Genomic DNA, 15,763 nt, shown 5'->3' with positions numbered 1-15,763 from the left:
CGTTCGCCGGCACCGAGCGACGCCGTGACACGGGCCGGGAACAGCCCGTCAGTGCGAGTCCTCGGCGGTACGGTCACGGCCGATCGCGCCCGCGAGCGCCAGCAGGTACCCGAGCCCGTACTGGACGTCCGGATCCCGGAGCCCGCGGGGCAGTCCGACGGGGCCGGCCTGCTCGGGCTCGCTCCGCTCGGCCGCGCCGACGCCGTCGAGCAGCGTCTCGATGCCGTCGCGGGTATCGTCGTCCGCAGCCGTCTGTGCGACCTCGCCGACCGCGGCGCCGGTGCCGGCCAGCGATCGAACCATCTCGTCGTCGAGCGCGGCGGTCGCGAGCGACCCGACCTCGGCGACCTCGGCCAGTTCGTCCAGCGTCCCGCTCTTCTGGAGCGTGACCAGCGTGTCGAGCGCTTCGCGCAGTTCGTCGCCGTTCTCGCCGACCGTCTCGGCCAGCGCCACCGTCTCGTCGGCCGCGATCCCGTCAGCGGACTCGGCGAGCGTCGATCCCGTGGCCGACAGTTCGCGGACCATCCCGTCGGTGAGCGCGCTCTCGCCGAGCGAGAGCACGTCCAGCAGCTCGTTGACGGCGTCGAGATGCTCGACGAACTCGCCGAGGAACTCGATCTGCCTCGATCGACAGTATCGTATCGACTCCGACGCGCGACCGCGGAAATAGCAAAACGATTCACTGATCATCAACTATGACGGCGGACGATTCAGCAAACGATCGTGAACCGGGACGAACAGACACTCAATACCCCACGGACGTGCTCGTTAGCCCGGATTGGGTCGAAGAGCGGCTCGACCGGTTCGACACGGACGATACGGACCTGCGGTTACTCGAAGTCGATGTCAACACCGCGTTCTACGATGTCGGCCATATACCCGGAGCCGCTCCTGTCGACTGGCGAGATGATCTCCGTTCGGAGGATACCCAAGATATCTTGGACGCAGAGGAGATGACACAGTTCTTGCAGTCTCACGGGATCACCGAGGAGACGACGGTTGTTGTCTATGGTGACAACTCGAACTGGTTCGCAACACATCTCTACTGGCAACTCACCTACTATGGCCACCCTGACGCTCGAGTCATGGACGGAGGGCGAGAGTACTGGATGGATTACGATCATCCGATTTCGACCGATCCAGTCGATTACCCAGCTGTCGAATACGGTGGGACACTCGACTCGCCTGCGAAACCCGAGATACGGGCCTATCGTGACGACGTGCAAGACGCACTCGACACGGACACGGTATTCATCGACGTCCGTCTCACCGAAGAGTTCCGCGGCGAGATCACGAAGCCCCCAGGTATCGACGAGGGTGCCATGCGCGGGGGACACATCCCCGGAGCGATGAGCGTCTTCTGGGCGGAGAACATCCGGCCGGACGGGCGATTCAAATCGCCAGCGCAGCTCCGAGAGCTGTACGAATCACGCGGCGTCGACCCGGGCGATGACGTGATCGTCTACTGCTGGATCGGTGAGCGTTCGTCGCTCACGTGGTTCGTCCTTGAAGAACTACTCGGGTACGAGCACGTACGGAACTACGACGGGTCGTGGACCGAGTGGGGGAACATGATCGGTGTCCCGATCGAAGTCGGTGAGGCTCCACACGGTCAACGGTAACCGTCGGCTACGGGAGCGACGATGCGATGTTCGACAGCTGGGGATCCAGCGAAAACTGGTGGGAGATCGGCTCGCTGCAGGAGGCCTGTTTCCGACTCCGGATGTTCTTCCCGGACGAACACCAGACGGTCCCCCGCCGTCATCGCCAGCGTGCCACACGACCCTTCCGCGAGCGTCGCTAGACCTCCTTCTGGGGGCCGAGCGTGATCGAACGCAGGATTAGCACCATCCCGAGCGAGACGAGCAACGCCTGCACGAGCGCCGCCGAGAACATCGACATCTCGAGAACGCTGAGGATGAGCCCCTCACAGATCGCCCCGACGCCGATGAACACGAAGCCGACCGAGACGTAGATCATCGGTGCGCTCTCGCTCCGCCGGTAGGCGTAGAACGCGAGGTACGCGACCGTGAGGCTGAGCAGCAGGGCGATCAGCTTGACGGCCACGATCGGGACGGTGGTCATACGTTCTCCCGAAAGTTCTCCCAGAGCGACGTGAAGTTGTCGGCGAGTTCGTCACGCGTCTCGACGGCCAGTTCGAGTTCGCCGTCGTCGATACTGACACGGAACGACTCGATCGTCGTCTCGAACAACTGTTTGTGCTCGCCGCCGGAGCCGATCGTCGAGTGAACCGTGACGAGACCGCGGTCCTGAAGCGTGGCGAGCCGTCGGTAGATCGTTGTCAGCGACGCGTCACAGATCCGGCTCAGACTCTTGGCTGTCCGTGGTTCCTCGTCGGCAGCGAGCAGGATCTTCCGGGCGTACTCGTCCGCGAACAGTTGGAAGAACGCCGGGGGGTCACCCGACTCGCCGGCTGTCATACGCCAGCCTAACGAGCGCGAGCGCAAAGAAGCGACGGTTCGGGAGCGGGATCGCCGCCGCGGCTTTTCCACGAGCGAGCGAACAGCCGGTCGGTTTTACTGTCCGTCCTCCGAAACTGGGATAGAGATGCGATCACCTTCGCGGCGGTTCCTCAAAGCAGCCGGCGTAGGCGTGGGGACGCTCGTCCTCTTCGGAGTCGTCACCGGCTTGATCCCGAACGCACTCTACGTCCGGATGGTCCCCCGGACGCCGCTCGACTACCTCTTCCTCGTCCTCACCGCCGGGTTCCTCGGGGCGTACACGCTCCAGCGAACTGCCGATGAGCGTGATGACGGGAAAGCGGCGACTGCGAGCACAGCAATCGGCTTCCTAGCCTTCGGCTGCCCGATCTGTAACGCCTTCCTGCTCGCCCTGTTCAGTAGCTCCGCACTGATGACGTATCTCAACCCGATCCGGCCGCTGTTGGGGGGTGTGAGCGTCGTCCTGTTTGCAGGATTGCTCTACACTCGCTCGCGGAGTCCGTGCGAAACATGTGAGCCAGAACGTGACGGGAGTACTACGTGACTTATGACGGACGATACAACGACGGACGACGACGCGTCGACGGGGTGGCGGTCGGTGCTAGGGCTGGGTGGCGTAGTCGGCCTCTGTTGTCTCTTCGCGACGCCAGCGGCGACCGGCGCCGCTGGGACGACGGTCGCGGGTGGGACGACGGCGGCCCTCGGCGGCGGGATCATCCGGATCCTCGTCTCCGCCGTAACAGTCGGGATACTGGCCGTCGTGATCGGCCGCCGAACCGAATGTAGGTCCTGCGCGGAATGAAGTACCTCGGGGGCAAGCCACGAGGCACTCGCCTTGTTCATGTAGACGCGAAGTAGTCCAGGGTCGAACGAAGAGAGAACAGTTCGAACTCCAGCGTCCGAGATTCCTCGTCGAAACGACGGTGCCGTGCCGAGCTTGGCTATTCGATCCGCTCCCTGTCGCGGAGAGAGTATCGCTACTCACAGCGTGTCTCGACGGTCCCTCCCCCGGACTCGGCAAACGGCTCTGTAACGAACAGACTCCGGTGTGGCTGATATCCGAACCTGGGGACTGCGGCACCACGGCTTGTTTGCCGGCTTGGAGAATCGCCGGTCCATACTTATCCGGATCGGCCCAAGGTCGGGTATGGATCGCCGAACCTACCTCCAGTCAGTCGCCACTACCGGTACTGTCGCCCTCACCGCAGGCTGTCTCGGCAACGACGGCGCCGAGGGGACCGTCCTCGGCCCGCCGGACCGGGACCTGAGCGACGCAGCACACCCGAGCTACGGCGACGAGATGCCCGACTTCTCCGTCCCCGATCCGATCACGGGCGAGACAGTGTCGCCATCGGCGCTCGAAGGGGACCGAAGCTTCCTCTGGACGTCGTTCTACACGAACTGCCCCGACGGCGTCTGCCCCGCGCTGATCCTGCGGCTGCGTCGGGCACAGGAGGTCGCCGCGGAGAAGGGGTACGGCGACGACGCTGCCTTCCTCGCGATGACCTTCGATCCGGAACGGGACACCGCGGACGTCCTCCGGACGTACGCCGACCAGCAGGGCGTCGATCTCGACGCCGGGAACTGGCACTTCCTCCGTCCCGAGAGCTACGAGGCCGGGAAGGAGCTGCTCGACGAGAAGTTCGGACTCGTGATCGAGAAGGTTCCCGCCAACAGCTACGAGAACCTCGAGTACCAGTTCCCGCACTACGGGCTGATCCTCCTCGTCAACGACCGCGGGATCGTCGAACGCGCCTACCCCAACGGCGCGTCAGTCGACATTGAGACCGTCGAGCGCGACTTCGAGACGGTGGTCACAGCGTGAAGCGGCGACACCTCCTCGCCGGGCTCGCCAGTACCGGTGCAATCGGCGGCGCCGGCCTCGTTGCGACCGGGACGGTCCCTGGTAGTTTCGGCGGTGACGGAGCCGAGCCGGTCGAACCGACGACGCTCGATACGATCGACGCCCCGGGCAGTCGCGACGGCGAGGTAACGATCCCGGCCGGGGACCGGGCCACGTTTGTCGACTTCTTCGGGACGTGGTGTCCCCCGTGTGTCGAGCAGATGCCCGCGCTCGGCGACGCCGCGGACCGCGTCGGCGACGAGGTGCTGTTCGTCTCGGTGACGACCGAGGACGTTGGCGGTTCGGTAAGCGAGGACACGGTGGTCGAGTGGTGGCGCGAGAACGACGGCGACTGGCTGGTCGCTGCCGACGTAACTGCCGAACTCGCGGCAAAGCTCAACGTCGGTGGCTACCCGACTGCAGTCGCGATCGACGCCGACGGACGGGTGCAGTGGTCCGGATCGGGGGTCCACACAGCCGACGAACTCGTCACCGGCATCGAGACCGCCCGCGAGTGATGCTCGGGGGACTGCTCGCGACGAACGTGCCGTTCGCGCTCACCGCGGGAGTGGCGACGTTCTTCTCGCCGTGTGCGTACCCACTACTCCCGGGGTACGTTGGCTTCTACGTGAACTCCGTCGATGCCGAGAACGCGTCGATCGCGGGCGCAGGAACCCGCGGAATCGCGGCCGCCGTGGGCGTCCTCCTCACGTTCACGCTGCTGGGCGGTGCGACGGCGTGGATCGGTCACGAGACGCTGTCAGGCATCACCGTCTTCGAGACGTTGGTCGGTGTGCTACTCGTCGTCTTCGGGCTGGCGGTCGCACTCGGCCGTGCGCCCTCACTCACGCTGCCGCTGCCACAGCGTCGAACCGGCGTACTCGGGTTCGGCCTGTTCGGCGCGGGCTACGCGCTGGCCGGCGCCGGCTGTGTCGCCCCCGTCTTCCTCGCTGTCGTCGCCCGTGCGATCACGCTGCCGACGGAGACAGCGCTGGTCGTGTTGGGTGTCTACGCGGGGACCGTAGCTGCCCTGATGACCGCGACGACCGTCGCGACCGGGGTCGGGATCGTCAGCAACGCCAACCGCGTAATGGCCCATGCGGGGTGGTTGAAGCGACTCGCCGGCGTGGCGATGGCGGTCGCCGGCGTCGGTCAGTTGTACCTCGCACTCGTCGTCTACTGACAGCCACGTGCGTTCCGAGCCGAACGTCAATCCAGACGATAGCTCCCCCCGAGAACGGAAAGCACTCACCAAACGGTTCTGGGGTGAACGGACGACTTGACGCCCTTCGTTGTCGATACCGGGTCGGATACTCGGCCGGATAACGAGGAAGCACCGTGACGGCCGTTGACGCCTACCCCTGCCCGACCATCGAGTCCTCGTCCGCCCACTCCTCCTCGCGGAGTTCGTACTTCTGGACCTTCCCGGTCGCAGTCGTCGGGAGGTCCGTGACGAACTCGACACGCCGGATCGCTTTGTACGTCGCGAGGTTCTCCCGGGTGAACTCGACGAGGTCGTTCTCGGTGATGCCCGGATCCTCGGGGTCCCCGGACTCGGGGACGACGAACGCCTTCGGCGTCTCGCCCCACTCGTCGTGTGGCGACGGGATGACGGCGACGTCGCTCACCTCGGAGTGGTCGAACAGCGTGTCCTCGAGTTCGATGCTGGAGATGTTCTCGCCCCCGGAGATGATGATGTCCTTCTTCCGGTCCTGGATGGAGAGGAACCCGTTCTCGTCGACGACCGCGAAGTCTCCCATGTGGTAGTAGCCTTCGAGCCGCTCGTTGAACGCTTCCTCCGTGGCGTCGGGCTTGTTCCAGTACCCTTCCATCACCTGGTTCCCGCTGACGACGATCTCGCCGATCGTCTCGTCGTCCCAGGGGACGTCCTCGCCGTTCTCGTCGACGACCCGGACTTCGGTGCCGAGGAAGCCGATCCCCTGCCGTTTCTTCAGCGAGTAGCGGTTCTCGTCGTCGAGGAGTCGTCCGGCTTCCGACGTGGTGATGAGGGGGCCGGTCTCGGTGGCGCCGTAGACGTGCACGAGGTCCCAGTCGAACTCCTCCTCGACGGTGCGGATGGTCGCCTCGGGTGGTGCGCTGCCGGCGGTCGCGGCACGAACGGGCTCGTCCCCGGTGGTTTCGACGTCGTTGTCCGCGTCGTAGTCCTGGAGCATGTTCAGGACCGTCGGCGCCGCACAGAGGTAGGAGACGTCCTCGGTCCGGATGGTCTCGAAGATGTCGGCGGCGTCGACGCCGCGGGTACAGACGTGGACCGCGCCGGCACCGGTGATCGAGAAGATGTGGCCCCAGCCGTTGACGTGGAACATCGGGAGCGTCCAGAGGTACGTGTCGGTGTCCCGGATGTTCTGGTGGTAGGCGACGAGGTAGGAGTGCAGCGTCTCGTTGCGGTGCGTACGGCAGACGCCCTTTGGATCGCCCGTCGTCCCCGACGTGTAGTTGATGGTGATGACGTCGCTCTCGTCCATCTCCGGGCGGTCGTACGACGGCGACGTGTCCGCGAGGCGGTCGTCGACGTCCGCCCAGTCGCCCTCGACGGCGTCCGCGTCGTTCGTGAGGAACGTCTCCACGGGAACGTTCTCTCGGACCGCTTCGATCTTCTCGGCGTACGCGTAGTCCGCGTAGATCGCGGTGACGCCCGCGTCGTTCAGGATGTACTCGAAGTCCTCGGGTGTGAGGCGGTAGTTGAGCGGGGTGTGGACGGCGCCGACCTGCATCGCGCCGTAGGCGGCTTCGAGGTGGTAGTGCGTGTTCGGATCGAGGACGGCGACGCGGTCGCCCTTCTCGACGCCGCGCTGCTGGAGGAGCGCGGAGAACCGGTCGACGCGGTCGCCGAGCTCGTCGTACGTGTAGCGCTCCCCCGTGGCTGTGACGACCCCGGTCTCGTCGCCGTAGTAGTTGCGTGCGCGGTCGAGAAAGTCAGTGACGAGGAGTGGTCGCTCCATTTCTGGCATATCAAATCGACGTTCGTGGCATAACCTTTGGGATCGGGGTGGGTTTCGGATAGGAACGTCGACGACTCACAGAAGTTGAGCCGCCCCTCTCGAGACAGTGGTAACAGGTTAGTTTGAGCCTTTCTACCGGTCCCTTTTCCGTCCACATCTCGGCTCAAATCGTACCTCTGAACGAAGATTCTCGGTCCGCTCCTCGGAAGGATCGCGAATCTTTTTGTCGTTCGTTGACGAATTGGCGTCCGTGAATCCACGGAAGGGGTTTCTTCTCACGCTCGTCGCCGTCCTTCTCACCCTGTCCGGTGTGCTGATCCAGCCGTTTCTCCAGTACGTTCTCGGTGCCGTCCTTCTCGCCTACCTGCTCTATCCGCTCCAACTCCGTTTCGAAGCGCACGCGTCCTCGATGGTGACGGCGTTCTCACTCGTCGTGCTGGCAGTCGTCGGGTTCGTCGCACCGTTAGTCGTCGTCCTCGGCGCGGTCGCCGACAGCGCCGAACGGGTCCTCCAAGACGTCGAGACGAACGGGATTCCGATCGAAGAGATCGAATCCCGAATCGAGGAACTCACTGGACAGCAGATCGATATCCTTGGGGGACTTGCTGGCTCCGGGCGGGAGGTCGGGGCGGTCGTGTTCGACATGTCGATCGACGCGTTCGGGACGGTCACGTTCCACCTCATCGGCGTCGCGCTGGCGCTGTTCCTCCTCTACTACCTTCTCAAAGACGGCGACGAGCTACTGAACTGGCTTACCCGAATGATCCCGCTTCCGACGGACATTCAGCGTGAGCTGCACACCGAAATCAACGGCGTGATGTGGGGCGGTCTCTTCGCGCACGTCTTCGTCGCCCTGGTCCAAGGCGTCGTCGCCGGAATCGGGCTCGCAGTGGCCGGCGTTCCGAGTGCGGTGTTTTGGACGGCCGTCATGATCGTCCTAGCTATGGTTCCCCTCGTCGGGACGATTCCGATCTGGGGCGGAGCGGTGGGCTATCTCTATCTCACGGGGGAGCCGGCTGTTGCTGCGGGATTGTTCGTCTACAGCGTGATCATCGTCGGGCTTACCGACGACTACCTCCGTCCGTTCGCCGTGAACAGGTACGCGAAACTCAACCCCGCCGTCATTCTTCTCGGCATCCTCGGCGGGGGGTACGCGTTCGGGGTCATGGGGCTGTTTTTCGGCCCCGTCGTTCTCGGCGCGCTCAAAGCCACTCTCCGTGTCAGCTCCGAGAACTGGTCTCGCCTCGACGGGGGAGAAACCGGCTGATCGTCTTTCCCGTCCGTTTCGAGGACGACGCCGACGCACTGCTGGACAACCCAAAACTCGGACAGCGCGACCTCGGCGGCTGTCGAGCCGATCCGTTTCAGCTCGCCAGCGCGAGGGAGTCACCCCCGTTCGAGATAGAGGGAGTACAGGACGATCGCCAGTCCGACCGCCACGAGGGCGCTGTTGATCAGGATACCCACCTCCAGCGAAACCGCGAGGAGCTGGTGGGCGATTCCCCCCAACAGGGTGCCGAAGGTGACGATCCCGAACCCGACACCGAGCGCCTTGAGCGACGGTGCCCCCGTGTTCCGGTACGCTCTGAACGCGATGTACGTGATCCCGCTCCCGAGGAGGAGGATCAGCGTCTTGACGACGACGATGGCGGGTTCGACCCAGATCACAGCTCCTCACCCATCTTCGACCAGATATCCGCCAGCCGTTCGTCGGCGCTCCGCGACGGCCGCTCGACCGACACCGAGAAGCGGTCGGCTTCGTCGATGGAGATCGTCACGTCGTCGAAGTCGCGTTCGTACTTCGTGGTTCGCCCCCCGCCGGGGTTGATCGTCTCCCGTTCCCGGAGCAGCGAGGCGTCGGTGAGGAGTTCGAGCTTGCGGTACAGTGTCGATCTGGGGATATCGCACGCGTCCCTGAGTTCGATTGCGGTCATGGGTTCGGCAGTTCGCTTCAGGATCGCCCGGCAGTCGTCGTCGTCCAGCGCGTCGAGGACTGTCTGCAACGATGGAACGTCCTCGGAAGGCACGCGTACCATCCGTTCGAAGTTGGCCACTCACCGGGAAAGGCTACTCGGTATCGGCGCTGATCGCGGCGGGGGGTAGTCGCCCGCCGGCAGAAACGGTGTGGTCGTGCACGGCGAGTCGAAGCCGACCCCGTCGCCGTGGATTACCCCGAGAACTCGCTGTAGGAGACCGACCCCTGGTCGACGATCGTCCCGCTTTCCGGCACGTCGCCGTCCGGCGGCATGCTCCCCTCGGCCGGACCGCCCGGCTCGCCGACGACGACCCGACCGACCATGCCGAGGCTCTTGTGCGGGATACAGAAGTAGTCGTACGTGCCGCTCGTCTCGAAGGTGTGTTCGAACGTCGCCCCCTCCTCGGTCAGGGTGCCGCTGTCGAACGCCGACGCCCCTTCGGGGATGCGCGTCACCGAGGCGCTGTCGTTGGACTCGTCGTACGCCGTCGCGGAGTGATTCCCGCTGACGTTCTCGAACGTGACAGTCGTCCCGGGCTCGACGGAGAGCCCGATCGGGTCGAAGTAGTACTCGCCCCCATCGGTGTGCATCTCCACCGTCGTCCCGCCGCCGGTCGAGGGTGCTTCCGTCCCCTCGTCCGACGGCGTCTCCGTCCCCCCGTTCGACGGCGTCTCGGTTCCGTCGTTCGATGGTGCTTCCGTCTCCGTCGACGGACTGCTACAGCCCGCGAGACCGGTCAGTCCGGCGGTCGCGGCGAACCCAGCTGCTTTCAGAACCTGTCGGCGCTCCATACCCGCTTTTCGCCCCCTGACTACAGGCCACTTCGGCGGAATCCTAGCCAATGGGAATCCGCAATCAGTTGACCCCGTTCCAGACCGAAGACATTGTGGCAGTCGGTCGCCGCCATCTCCCGATCCCGCCCGGCCCTCCGGGACCCCGTCGGTGACCAGTTACGGGGGCCCAGCCACCGTCGCCGAGACGGAGCTTGTGCCGTACGTTGGCGGCAACGGAACACTCACCACTCGAGCGCGAGATAACGGCAGGCAAGTGGATTCGTCTTTGCGGAGTTTGATGGGGCCATCGTCACGGCACCGTCTCACGCCGCCCTGCCGAGATAGACGAGCTACGACTCCCCCGCCTGATCGTGGGCGTCGAGTTCCGCACGAACGTACTCGGCGTGGGCGGTTGCCACGTGTTCGAGCAGGACCTCCCCGGCGTCGGCAGTCGCCGGGCGCGCATCGCCGAGCACACCGTCCTCGTCGTACGCTTCGATCCCCTCCGCGAACAGCGTCGTTTCGGACACCGGTCCGGTGTGGCCGTCCGGCAACGGGCCGTTCACGAGCGACGGCTCGAGCGCGAGGAGCATCGCGGTTTCGCTTGCACCCGCGTGGACGACTGGCTCGTCGACGTCGATACCGGCGGCCGTGAGCCCCTCCTGGAGCAGCTCCATGTACCGCTGGAGCCCAGTCACGGCGACGACGTCGGCCTCCACCGTCCGTGAGAGCTCCGGGGCGACGTCGTCGACGACGGGGAACCACCCACCGTGGCCGGGGAGGATCACGACGCGCTCGAACCCCTGTGCGTCGAACGACGCCACGTACTCCCGAAGCAGGTCAGTGAGCGTCTCCGGGGAGATAGAGATCGTCCCGGGGAACCCGGTGTGTTCCTCGGACGGGCCGACGGGGACGGGCGGGGCGACGAGCGCGTCCCCGAGCCGGCGGGCGACGCGTTCCGCGAGCGCGGTTGCGAGGCGTGTGTCCGTCCCGAGGGGGAGATGTGGCCCGTGTTGCTCCGTCGCCCCGAGCGGCAGGATGACCGTCGCCTGCCCCGCTCGGAGCGCCGTTTCGACCTCCGGCCACGACATCTCGGCCACCGTCACCCGTTCCGGCTGCGTTTCTCCCATACGGGGACCGGTGGCGGACGACACAAGAGCGTTCGCCTGCGCCGAGTGTGCTCCCCGTCGGTTCTGGGGAACCACCTCGAGCATCCAAATCTATTTACCAGTTCATTGTGTATGCTTACCGCATGTCACAATCGGCGGATACGAGCACGGATACCGACCAGTCTGACACCGACGAACCGGACATCGAGGAAGACCTCTTCGAGGAGGAACTCCGAATCGACGGGATCTGCGGCGTCTACTGAGATGGCGCCCGTCGCCAGACCCGACCACGTCAAGTTCCGCCGCGAGGCCGAGGGAGGACTGGTGTACGACCACGAGAACTACGGGTACGAGGACGCCTCGATGTACGAAGTGAGCGACACCGTCATCGACGTGCTCGAGTTCGTCGACGGCGATCGTCGACAGCGCGAGGCAGTGGAACGGGAGTTCTCGCCGGCCGTCGTCGCGACCCTCATCGACCGCGGGGTGCTCGCGGATGTCGAGTGAGCCGCTCTCGGCGCCGGTCACCATCACCTGGGAGGTGACGCTGGGCTGTAACCTCCACTGTGACCACTGTCTCTCCGGGAGCGGCCCGGGCCACCAGCTCCCGAACGAGCTCACGACCGAACAGGCCACCGAGTTCATCGCCGAACTCGACGAGATGGACGTGTTCCAGGTCAACATCGGCGGCGGCGAGCCGTTCGTCCGCCCCGACATGCTGGAGCTGCTCGAGGAGCTCACCGATCGGAACATCTCGACGTGTGTGAGCACGAACGGCACCCAGCTCGACGAGGCCACCCTCGACCGGATCGAGGCGATGGACCCCCTGTTCCTGCAAGTGAGCATGGACGGGCTGCAGGCCGAGAACGACGCGATCCGCGGCGAGGGCGTGTACGAGCAGGTCGTCGACGCGCTCGAACGGCTGGAGGACCGCGACATCGGGACGACCGTCAACACCGTGGTCACCCGGCAGAACGTCGACGATCTGCCCGAGATCTACGAGCTCGCAGAGGCCCACGGCGCCGGCCTACGGCTGAACCGCTTCCGCCCCAGCGGCCGCGGCGAGGACACGTGGGACGAGTTCCGCCTCACCGAGGAGGGGATCCGCTGGCTCCACGGCTGGATCGAGGACCACCCCGACGTGCGGACGGGTGACTCCTTCTTCTACCTCAACGCGCTGGGCGAGGTGCGCAACAACACGCTCAAGCAGTGCGGTGCGGGCTCGATGACCTGCCTGGTCGACCCCGCGGGCGACGTGTTCCCGTGTGCCTTTACGCAGTGGGACCACCTCGCCTCGGGCAACGTCGTCGAGGACGGCTTCCAGACCGCCTGGGACGAGATCGCGAACCTCCGCAGCCAGATCGACGACCACGAGGGCTGTCCCGCGGTCGCGATGGGGAGCGCCGACCCCGACGGCGAGGACCCCCAGCTGCGGGCGATCCTCTCGGGCGACTGAGCCCGTGTCGACCCCCGCCGCCGCTTCTGCCGACCGAACCGGCGAGCGAGCCGGCAGCGCGGGCGAGTACCGCCGCCGCGACAGCGTCACGGTCGTCGACAGCGTGGTGGTTTCGCGACAGCCGCTGACGGCGACACGGCTCAACGACGCCGCCGTGGCGCTCGTCGAGGCGCTCCCGACGGACCAGTTCCGCGCTCCCGAGCGCGTCGCCGCGGAGACGGGCCACGAGCTCGACACCGTCGAACGCCTGTTCGAACGGCTCGCCACCCGTGACTTCCTCGAGTGGCGACCGTCGCGTGACCCCGAGCACCGGCCGCCGGTGTCGGTCGTCGTCACGGTCCGGAACGATCGCGGGAACCTCGCCCGCTGTCTCGACGCGCTGGCCGAACTGGACTACCCCGACTCCGAGGTCGTCGTCGTCGACGACGGCTCGACCGACGGGACGCGGGAACTGGTCGAGAGTCGTGAGGGGGCCGGCGACGAGGTCCGCCTCGTTCGCGTCGGCGAGCCGGACGACCCGATCGGTATCGGCGCCGCACGGAACCGCGGCGTCGACGCGGCGCGCCACGACGTGATCGCGTTCACCGACGCCGACTGCCGACCGCGGCCCCGGTGGCTCGCCGATCTCGTCCCGTGTCTCGCCGCCGCGGATCTCGTGGGGGGTCGCGTCCGCCCGGCCGGTGGGGGTGCGGCGAGCGCCTACGAGGGGGTGAACTCCTCGCTCGATATGGGGGCGTACGCCGCCCGTGTCGACCCGACCGGACGGACGCCGTACCTCCCGACTGCGAACCTCGTCGGCCGTCGTGACCTGTTCGAGACGGTGCGGTTCCCCGAGCGAAACGTCGCCGAGGACGTGGCCGTCTGTTGGGGGGCGCTCAACGCCGGGTACGCGGTGGTGTACACGCCGCGCGGCGTGGTGGAACACGCCTACCGTGACGCTCCCCGCGCGTTCGCCGCCCGGCGAGGGACCTACGGCGCGTCGGAGGCGCTGCTGGCGAGCGAGCACGACCGCGAGGACGGCAGCGTCGGCGTCCCGGTCGTCGCGCTACTGGTCGCTGTCCTCGCGGTGGTCGGCGTCGTCGGCACCGGCACGGTCGCGACCGGCGCGGTCGCGCTCGGCGTGGCCGTACTCGGGGGGACCGCCGGCGTTCGAGGCTGGCGCGGCTGGCGGCGTGCCCGGCGGCTCGCCCCAGCGGTCACGGCGAGCGACCTCGTCGCGAGCTGGGGCCGCAGCAGCCTCTCGTCGGCGTACGCGCTCTCACGGGAGCTGACACGGTACTACGCGCTCCCCGTCGCGGTGCTCGCGATGGGCTGCTGGCTGGGTGGCCCGGCGTGGCTCGGGACAGGTGTGACAGCCGCACTCGTCGGCGCGGTCGGCCTCCCGGCGATCGTCGAGTACCACGTCCACGCGCCGGAGACGTCCCGACTCGCCTACGCGGGCTACTACCTCGCGGACCATCTCGGCTACCAGTTCGGCGTCTACCGTGGCGCACTCGCCCACGGGACGGTCGCCCACCTCCGACCGAGCGCGCGGTTCCGGCTCGCCTAGAGCAGCCCGTTCCGCCGGAGGTAGTCGACGACTTGCTCGGCCGCCTCCTCGGGCGGGGCGTCGATGCGCTCGCCGGCGCTGGAGCCCTCGTCGGTGCCGCGGCCGAGCATCCGGTAGATTCGCTGTTCGACGGTGCCGGTTCTGGGCGGGCGCCCGCGCCCCCAGCGCTCGTTCGGGGTCACGTCCTCCACCGTCGCCGCGCCGACGCTCATCGAGAACCGGGACTCTCCCGGCGCGACGTCCTCCAGTGGCACCGTCTCGATCTCGGCCCGCTGGCCGGCGACGACCGTCGAGAGCGGCGCGCGATCGGGGTCGGTGTAGCCGACGTCGATCCCCAGCACCGTCGGCGACTCGACGACGATCGCCTCCTGCCGGCCGATCGCCAGCTTCCGCTGGACGGCGATCTCACCCTGGTCGACCGAGAGGTCGGCGTCGATCTCCGGTGTGCCGAGCCCCGTCACCCGCGTCGCGGCGGGCCAGTCCAGCTGCTCGCCCACGAGCGTCGCGATCTCGGAACCCGCGAACGAGGACGACTGCCCCACGACGACGGTGTCCGGTGACTCGCGCGCGGCGACGCGGGCCAGCACGGTCGCGTACTTGTCGCCGGCGGCCTCCTCGACCGGGTCGTACGCCACGTGGAGGCCGGCGTCGGCGCCGCCTTCGAGCGCCGTCCGAACACAGCGCTTCGCCGGATCGCCGCCGATGCCGACCGCGGTCACCTCCTCGGCGACGTCGCGGGCGGCCGCCAACGCGACGCGGTCGTCGATGCTGAGCTGGGGGCGGTACGGCTCCGCGTTCCCGTCGTCGTCGACGACGCGGTGCGGTTCGGGCCGTGCCGTGACGAGCGCCTTCATCGGGCGGTGTACCCCCCGTCGACCGGGATCGTCGCCCCGGTGACGAACGCCGCGTCGTCGGACGCGAGGAACGCGATCGCCCGACCAATGGCTTCGGGATCGGCGATCCCCAGCGGCGTTTCCTCGATCATCGACGCCATCGTGTCGGGGACGTCGCCGTCTCCCGCTGACTCCATGGCGGCTTCGAGCATCGGCGTCTCGACGATGCCGGGGCAGACGGTGTTCGCACGGATCTCGGGCGCGTACTCGACGGCGATCGAGCGAGTCAGCGAGACGAGCGCGCCCTTCGTCGCCGTGTAGATGTCCATCCCGGGCTCCGCGATCAGCGCGGCGATGGAGGCGTTGTTGACCACGACGCCGGTCCCGTCGCCGGTGTCGAGCATCGCGGGGATCGCGTGCTTGGCAGCGTACATCGGTCCCTTGAGGTTCACGCCGGTCAGGAACTCGTACGCCTCCTCGTCGAACTCGGTGATCCGGCTGTCGGCCTCCCGTGAGGCGACGGCGGCGTTGTTGACGAGCACGTCGACGCTGCCGAACGTCGTTTCGGCGTGCTCGACCATCGCCGCGACGGCGGCCTCGTCGCTCACGTCGGTCTCGACGAACGAGGCGTCGCCGCCGTCCGCGGCGGTGATCGAGTCGGCAACCGTTTCACCCTCCTCGACGGAGAGATCCGCGACGACGACGTCCGCGCCGCGCTCGGCGAGTACGCGACACGTCGCCGCGCCGATCCCGCTCGCGCCGCCGGTCACGATCGCCGTCTGGTCGTCGAGCTGCATGG

At 66.9% G+C, this 15,763-nt stretch carries 21 protein-coding genes; 11 read left to right on the top strand and 10 right to left on the bottom strand.

Annotated features, from left to right (window positions below; genetic code table 11):
• Nucleotides 1-48 precede the first annotated feature (48 nt).
• Entirely contained in the window at nucleotides 49-690 is a 642-nt protein-coding gene (locus B9G49_RS00380; protein ID WP_086214955.1) for a DUF1641 domain-containing protein, read from the bottom strand.
• A gap of 5 nt (nucleotides 691-695) precedes the next feature.
• Here B9G49_RS00380 and B9G49_RS00375 point away from each other — a divergent pair, with 5 nt between their 5' ends.
• Nucleotides 696-1,622 carry a sulfurtransferase gene (locus tag B9G49_RS00375; protein WP_086214954.1) on the top strand — a complete coding sequence of 309 codons (927 nt, stop codon included), beginning with the start codon at nucleotides 696-698 and terminating at the stop codon, nucleotides 1,620-1,622.
• Between the two features lie 178 nt (nucleotides 1,623-1,800).
• On the opposite strand, the gene B9G49_RS00370 is transcribed toward B9G49_RS00375, so the two are convergent.
• Both B9G49_RS00370 and B9G49_RS00365 read right to left on the bottom strand, forming a co-directional pair.
• Complete coding sequence (locus B9G49_RS00370; protein ID WP_086214953.1) at nucleotides 1,801-2,085, bottom strand: hypothetical protein; 285 nt, start codon at nucleotides 2,083-2,085, stop codon at nucleotides 1,801-1,803.
• On the bottom strand, nucleotides 2,082-2,441 hold the full coding sequence (locus B9G49_RS00365; protein ID WP_086214952.1) for a helix-turn-helix domain-containing protein: 360 nt from the start codon (nucleotides 2,439-2,441) through the stop codon (nucleotides 2,082-2,084). The genes B9G49_RS00370 and B9G49_RS00365 overlap by 4 nt, the downstream gene beginning before the upstream one ends.
• Before the next feature lie 127 nt (nucleotides 2,442-2,568).
• On the opposite strand from B9G49_RS00365, the gene B9G49_RS00360 reads away from it, so the two are divergent.
• The 5 genes from B9G49_RS00360 to B9G49_RS00340 all read left to right on the top strand — a co-directional run bounded on the left by B9G49_RS00360 (nucleotide 2,569) and on the right by B9G49_RS00340 (nucleotide 5,488).
• Nucleotides 2,569-3,006 carry a hypothetical protein gene (locus B9G49_RS00360; RefSeq protein ID WP_086214951.1) on the top strand — a complete coding sequence of 146 codons (438 nt, stop codon included), beginning with the start codon at nucleotides 2,569-2,571 and terminating at the stop codon, nucleotides 3,004-3,006.
• A gap of 3 nt (nucleotides 3,007-3,009) precedes the next feature.
• On the top strand, nucleotides 3,010-3,264 hold the full coding sequence (locus tag B9G49_RS00355; RefSeq protein WP_086214950.1) for a hypothetical protein: 255 nt from the start codon (nucleotides 3,010-3,012) through the stop codon (nucleotides 3,262-3,264).
• A 345-nt stretch (nucleotides 3,265-3,609) separates the two neighbouring features.
• A complete protein-coding gene (locus B9G49_RS00350) occupies nucleotides 3,610-4,287 on the top strand; it encodes an SCO family protein (RefSeq protein WP_086214949.1) in 678 nt (225 codons plus the stop codon).
• The gene (locus B9G49_RS00345; RefSeq protein WP_086214948.1) at nucleotides 4,284-4,823 is read left to right on the top strand and encodes a TlpA disulfide reductase family protein; all 540 of its coding nucleotides are present in this window, start codon (nucleotides 4,284-4,286) and stop codon (nucleotides 4,821-4,823) included. The genes B9G49_RS00350 and B9G49_RS00345 overlap by 4 nt, the downstream gene beginning before the upstream one ends.
• Nucleotides 4,823-5,488, top strand: a complete 666-nt coding sequence (locus tag B9G49_RS00340; protein ID WP_086214947.1) for a cytochrome c biogenesis CcdA family protein — start codon at nucleotides 4,823-4,825, stop codon at nucleotides 5,486-5,488. The genes B9G49_RS00345 and B9G49_RS00340 overlap by 1 nt, the downstream gene beginning before the upstream one ends.
• Before the next feature lie 172 nt (nucleotides 5,489-5,660).
• On the opposite strand, the gene B9G49_RS00335 is transcribed toward B9G49_RS00340, so the two are convergent.
• The gene (locus B9G49_RS00335) at nucleotides 5,661-7,268 is read right to left on the bottom strand and encodes a long-chain-fatty-acid--CoA ligase (protein ID WP_086214946.1); all 1,608 of its coding nucleotides are present in this window, start codon (nucleotides 7,266-7,268) and stop codon (nucleotides 5,661-5,663) included.
• Nucleotides 7,269-7,518: 250 nt separating this feature from the next.
• On the opposite strand from B9G49_RS00335, the gene B9G49_RS00330 reads away from it, so the two are divergent.
• Nucleotides 7,519-8,535: an AI-2E family transporter gene (locus tag B9G49_RS00330; RefSeq protein WP_198943776.1), complete on the top strand. Its 1,017-nt coding sequence runs from the start codon at nucleotides 7,519-7,521 to the stop codon at nucleotides 8,533-8,535.
• 119 nt (nucleotides 8,536-8,654) lie between these two features.
• Here B9G49_RS00330 and B9G49_RS00325 read toward each other — a convergent pair whose 3' ends face one another.
• The 4 genes from B9G49_RS00325 to B9G49_RS00310 form a co-directional block, all read right to left on the bottom strand.
• Entirely contained in the window at nucleotides 8,655-8,936 is a 282-nt protein-coding gene (locus tag B9G49_RS00325; RefSeq protein ID WP_086214944.1) for a hypothetical protein, read from the bottom strand.
• Nucleotides 8,933-9,304 carry a helix-turn-helix domain-containing protein gene (locus B9G49_RS00320; protein ID WP_086214943.1) on the bottom strand — a complete coding sequence of 124 codons (372 nt, stop codon included), beginning with the start codon at nucleotides 9,302-9,304 and terminating at the stop codon, nucleotides 8,933-8,935. The genes B9G49_RS00325 and B9G49_RS00320 overlap by 4 nt, the downstream gene beginning before the upstream one ends.
• A 131-nt stretch (nucleotides 9,305-9,435) precedes the next feature.
• On the bottom strand, nucleotides 9,436-10,035 hold the full coding sequence (locus B9G49_RS00315) for a plastocyanin/azurin family copper-binding protein (protein ID WP_086214942.1): 600 nt from the start codon (nucleotides 10,033-10,035) through the stop codon (nucleotides 9,436-9,438).
• A 332-nt stretch (nucleotides 10,036-10,367) separates the two neighbouring features.
• Nucleotides 10,368-11,147, bottom strand: coding sequence for a creatininase family protein (locus tag B9G49_RS00310; RefSeq protein ID WP_086214941.1), 780 nt, complete (start codon nucleotides 11,145-11,147; stop codon nucleotides 10,368-10,370).
• A gap of 122 nt (nucleotides 11,148-11,269) precedes the next feature.
• Here B9G49_RS00310 and mftA point away from each other — a divergent pair, with 122 nt between their 5' ends.
• From mftA to mftF, 4 genes are read left to right on the top strand one after another with little or no spacing between them, the layout of a single operon-like run.
• Nucleotides 11,270-11,389, top strand: a complete 120-nt coding sequence (gene mftA, locus B9G49_RS00305; RefSeq protein WP_086214940.1) for a mycofactocin precursor MftA — start codon at nucleotides 11,270-11,272, stop codon at nucleotides 11,387-11,389.
• A gap of 1 nt (nucleotide 11,390) precedes the next feature.
• A complete protein-coding gene (mftB2, locus tag B9G49_RS00300; RefSeq protein WP_086214939.1) occupies nucleotides 11,391-11,633 on the top strand; it encodes a mycofactocin biosynthesis chaperone MftB2 in 243 nt (80 codons plus the stop codon).
• Nucleotides 11,623-12,582, top strand: coding sequence for a mycofactocin radical SAM maturase (mftC, locus tag B9G49_RS00295; protein ID WP_086214938.1), 960 nt, complete (start codon nucleotides 11,623-11,625; stop codon nucleotides 12,580-12,582). The genes mftB2 and mftC overlap by 11 nt, the downstream gene beginning before the upstream one ends.
• 4 nt (nucleotides 12,583-12,586) lie before the next feature.
• Nucleotides 12,587-14,131, top strand: coding sequence for a mycofactocin biosynthesis glycosyltransferase MftF (gene mftF / locus B9G49_RS00290; RefSeq protein WP_086214937.1), 1,545 nt, complete (start codon nucleotides 12,587-12,589; stop codon nucleotides 14,129-14,131).
• Here mftF and B9G49_RS00285 read toward each other — a convergent pair.
• Both B9G49_RS00285 and B9G49_RS00280 read right to left on the bottom strand, forming a co-directional pair.
• Entirely contained in the window at nucleotides 14,128-14,985 is an 858-nt protein-coding gene (locus tag B9G49_RS00285) for an electron transfer flavoprotein alpha/beta- subunit (RefSeq protein WP_086214936.1), read from the bottom strand. The two genes, mftF and B9G49_RS00285, sit on opposite strands and share 4 nt — an antisense overlap.
• Nucleotides 14,982-15,761 carry an SDR family NAD(P)-dependent oxidoreductase gene (locus tag B9G49_RS00280; protein ID WP_086214935.1) on the bottom strand — a complete coding sequence of 260 codons (780 nt, stop codon included), beginning with the start codon at nucleotides 15,759-15,761 and terminating at the stop codon, nucleotides 14,982-14,984. The genes B9G49_RS00285 and B9G49_RS00280 overlap by 4 nt, the downstream gene beginning before the upstream one ends.
• Nucleotides 15,762-15,763 lie beyond the last annotated feature (2 nt).

This window comes from Halorubrum sp. SD683, assembly GCF_002135045.1.
Classification (GTDB): domain Archaea; phylum Halobacteriota; class Halobacteria; order Halobacteriales; family Haloferacaceae; genus Halorubrum; species Halorubrum ezzemoulense.
This window is presented reverse-complemented; position numbering and strand designations above follow the sequence as displayed.

Bases quoted from the DNA above. Each gene is read 5' to 3' on its own strand.
- B9G49_RS00365 (WP_086214952.1), bottom strand. From the start codon at position 2,441: ATGACAGCCGGCGAGTCGGGTGACCCCCCGGCGTTCTTCCAACTGTTC.
- B9G49_RS00310 (WP_086214941.1), bottom strand. From the start codon at position 11,147: ATGGGAGAAACGCAGCCGGAACGGGTGACGGTGGCCGAGATGTCGTGG.
- B9G49_RS00380 (WP_086214955.1), bottom strand. From the start codon at position 690: ATGATCAGTGAATCGTTTTGCTATTTCCGCGGTCGCGCGTCGGAGTCG.
- B9G49_RS00340 (WP_086214947.1), top strand. From the start codon at position 4,823: ATGCTCGGGGGACTGCTCGCGACGAACGTGCCGTTCGCGCTCACCGCG.
- B9G49_RS00350 (WP_086214949.1), top strand. From the start codon at position 3,610: ATGGATCGCCGAACCTACCTCCAGTCAGTCGCCACTACCGGTACTGTC.
- B9G49_RS00370 (WP_086214953.1), bottom strand. From the start codon at position 2,085: ATGACCACCGTCCCGATCGTGGCCGTCAAGCTGATCGCCCTGCTGCTC.
- mftA (WP_086214940.1), top strand. From the start codon at position 11,270: ATGTCACAATCGGCGGATACGAGCACGGATACCGACCAGTCTGACACC.
- B9G49_RS00360 (WP_086214951.1), top strand. From the start codon at position 2,569: ATGCGATCACCTTCGCGGCGGTTCCTCAAAGCAGCCGGCGTAGGCGTG.
- B9G49_RS00375 (WP_086214954.1), top strand. From the start codon at position 696: ATGACGGCGGACGATTCAGCAAACGATCGTGAACCGGGACGAACAGAC.
- B9G49_RS00280 (WP_086214935.1), bottom strand. From the start codon at position 15,761: ATGCAGCTCGACGACCAGACGGCGATCGTGACCGGCGGCGCGAGCGGG.
- B9G49_RS00355 (WP_086214950.1), top strand. From the start codon at position 3,010: ATGACGGACGATACAACGACGGACGACGACGCGTCGACGGGGTGGCGG.
- B9G49_RS00315 (WP_086214942.1), bottom strand. From the start codon at position 10,035: ATGGAGCGCCGACAGGTTCTGAAAGCAGCTGGGTTCGCCGCGACCGCC.
- mftB2 (WP_086214939.1), top strand. From the start codon at position 11,391: ATGGCGCCCGTCGCCAGACCCGACCACGTCAAGTTCCGCCGCGAGGCC.
- mftC (WP_086214938.1), top strand. From the start codon at position 11,623: ATGTCGAGTGAGCCGCTCTCGGCGCCGGTCACCATCACCTGGGAGGTG.
- B9G49_RS00335 (WP_086214946.1), bottom strand. From the start codon at position 7,268: ATGGAGCGACCACTCCTCGTCACTGACTTTCTCGACCGCGCACGCAAC.
- B9G49_RS00320 (WP_086214943.1), bottom strand. From the start codon at position 9,304: ATGGTACGCGTGCCTTCCGAGGACGTTCCATCGTTGCAGACAGTCCTC.
- B9G49_RS00285 (WP_086214936.1), bottom strand. From the start codon at position 14,985: ATGAAGGCGCTCGTCACGGCACGGCCCGAACCGCACCGCGTCGTCGAC.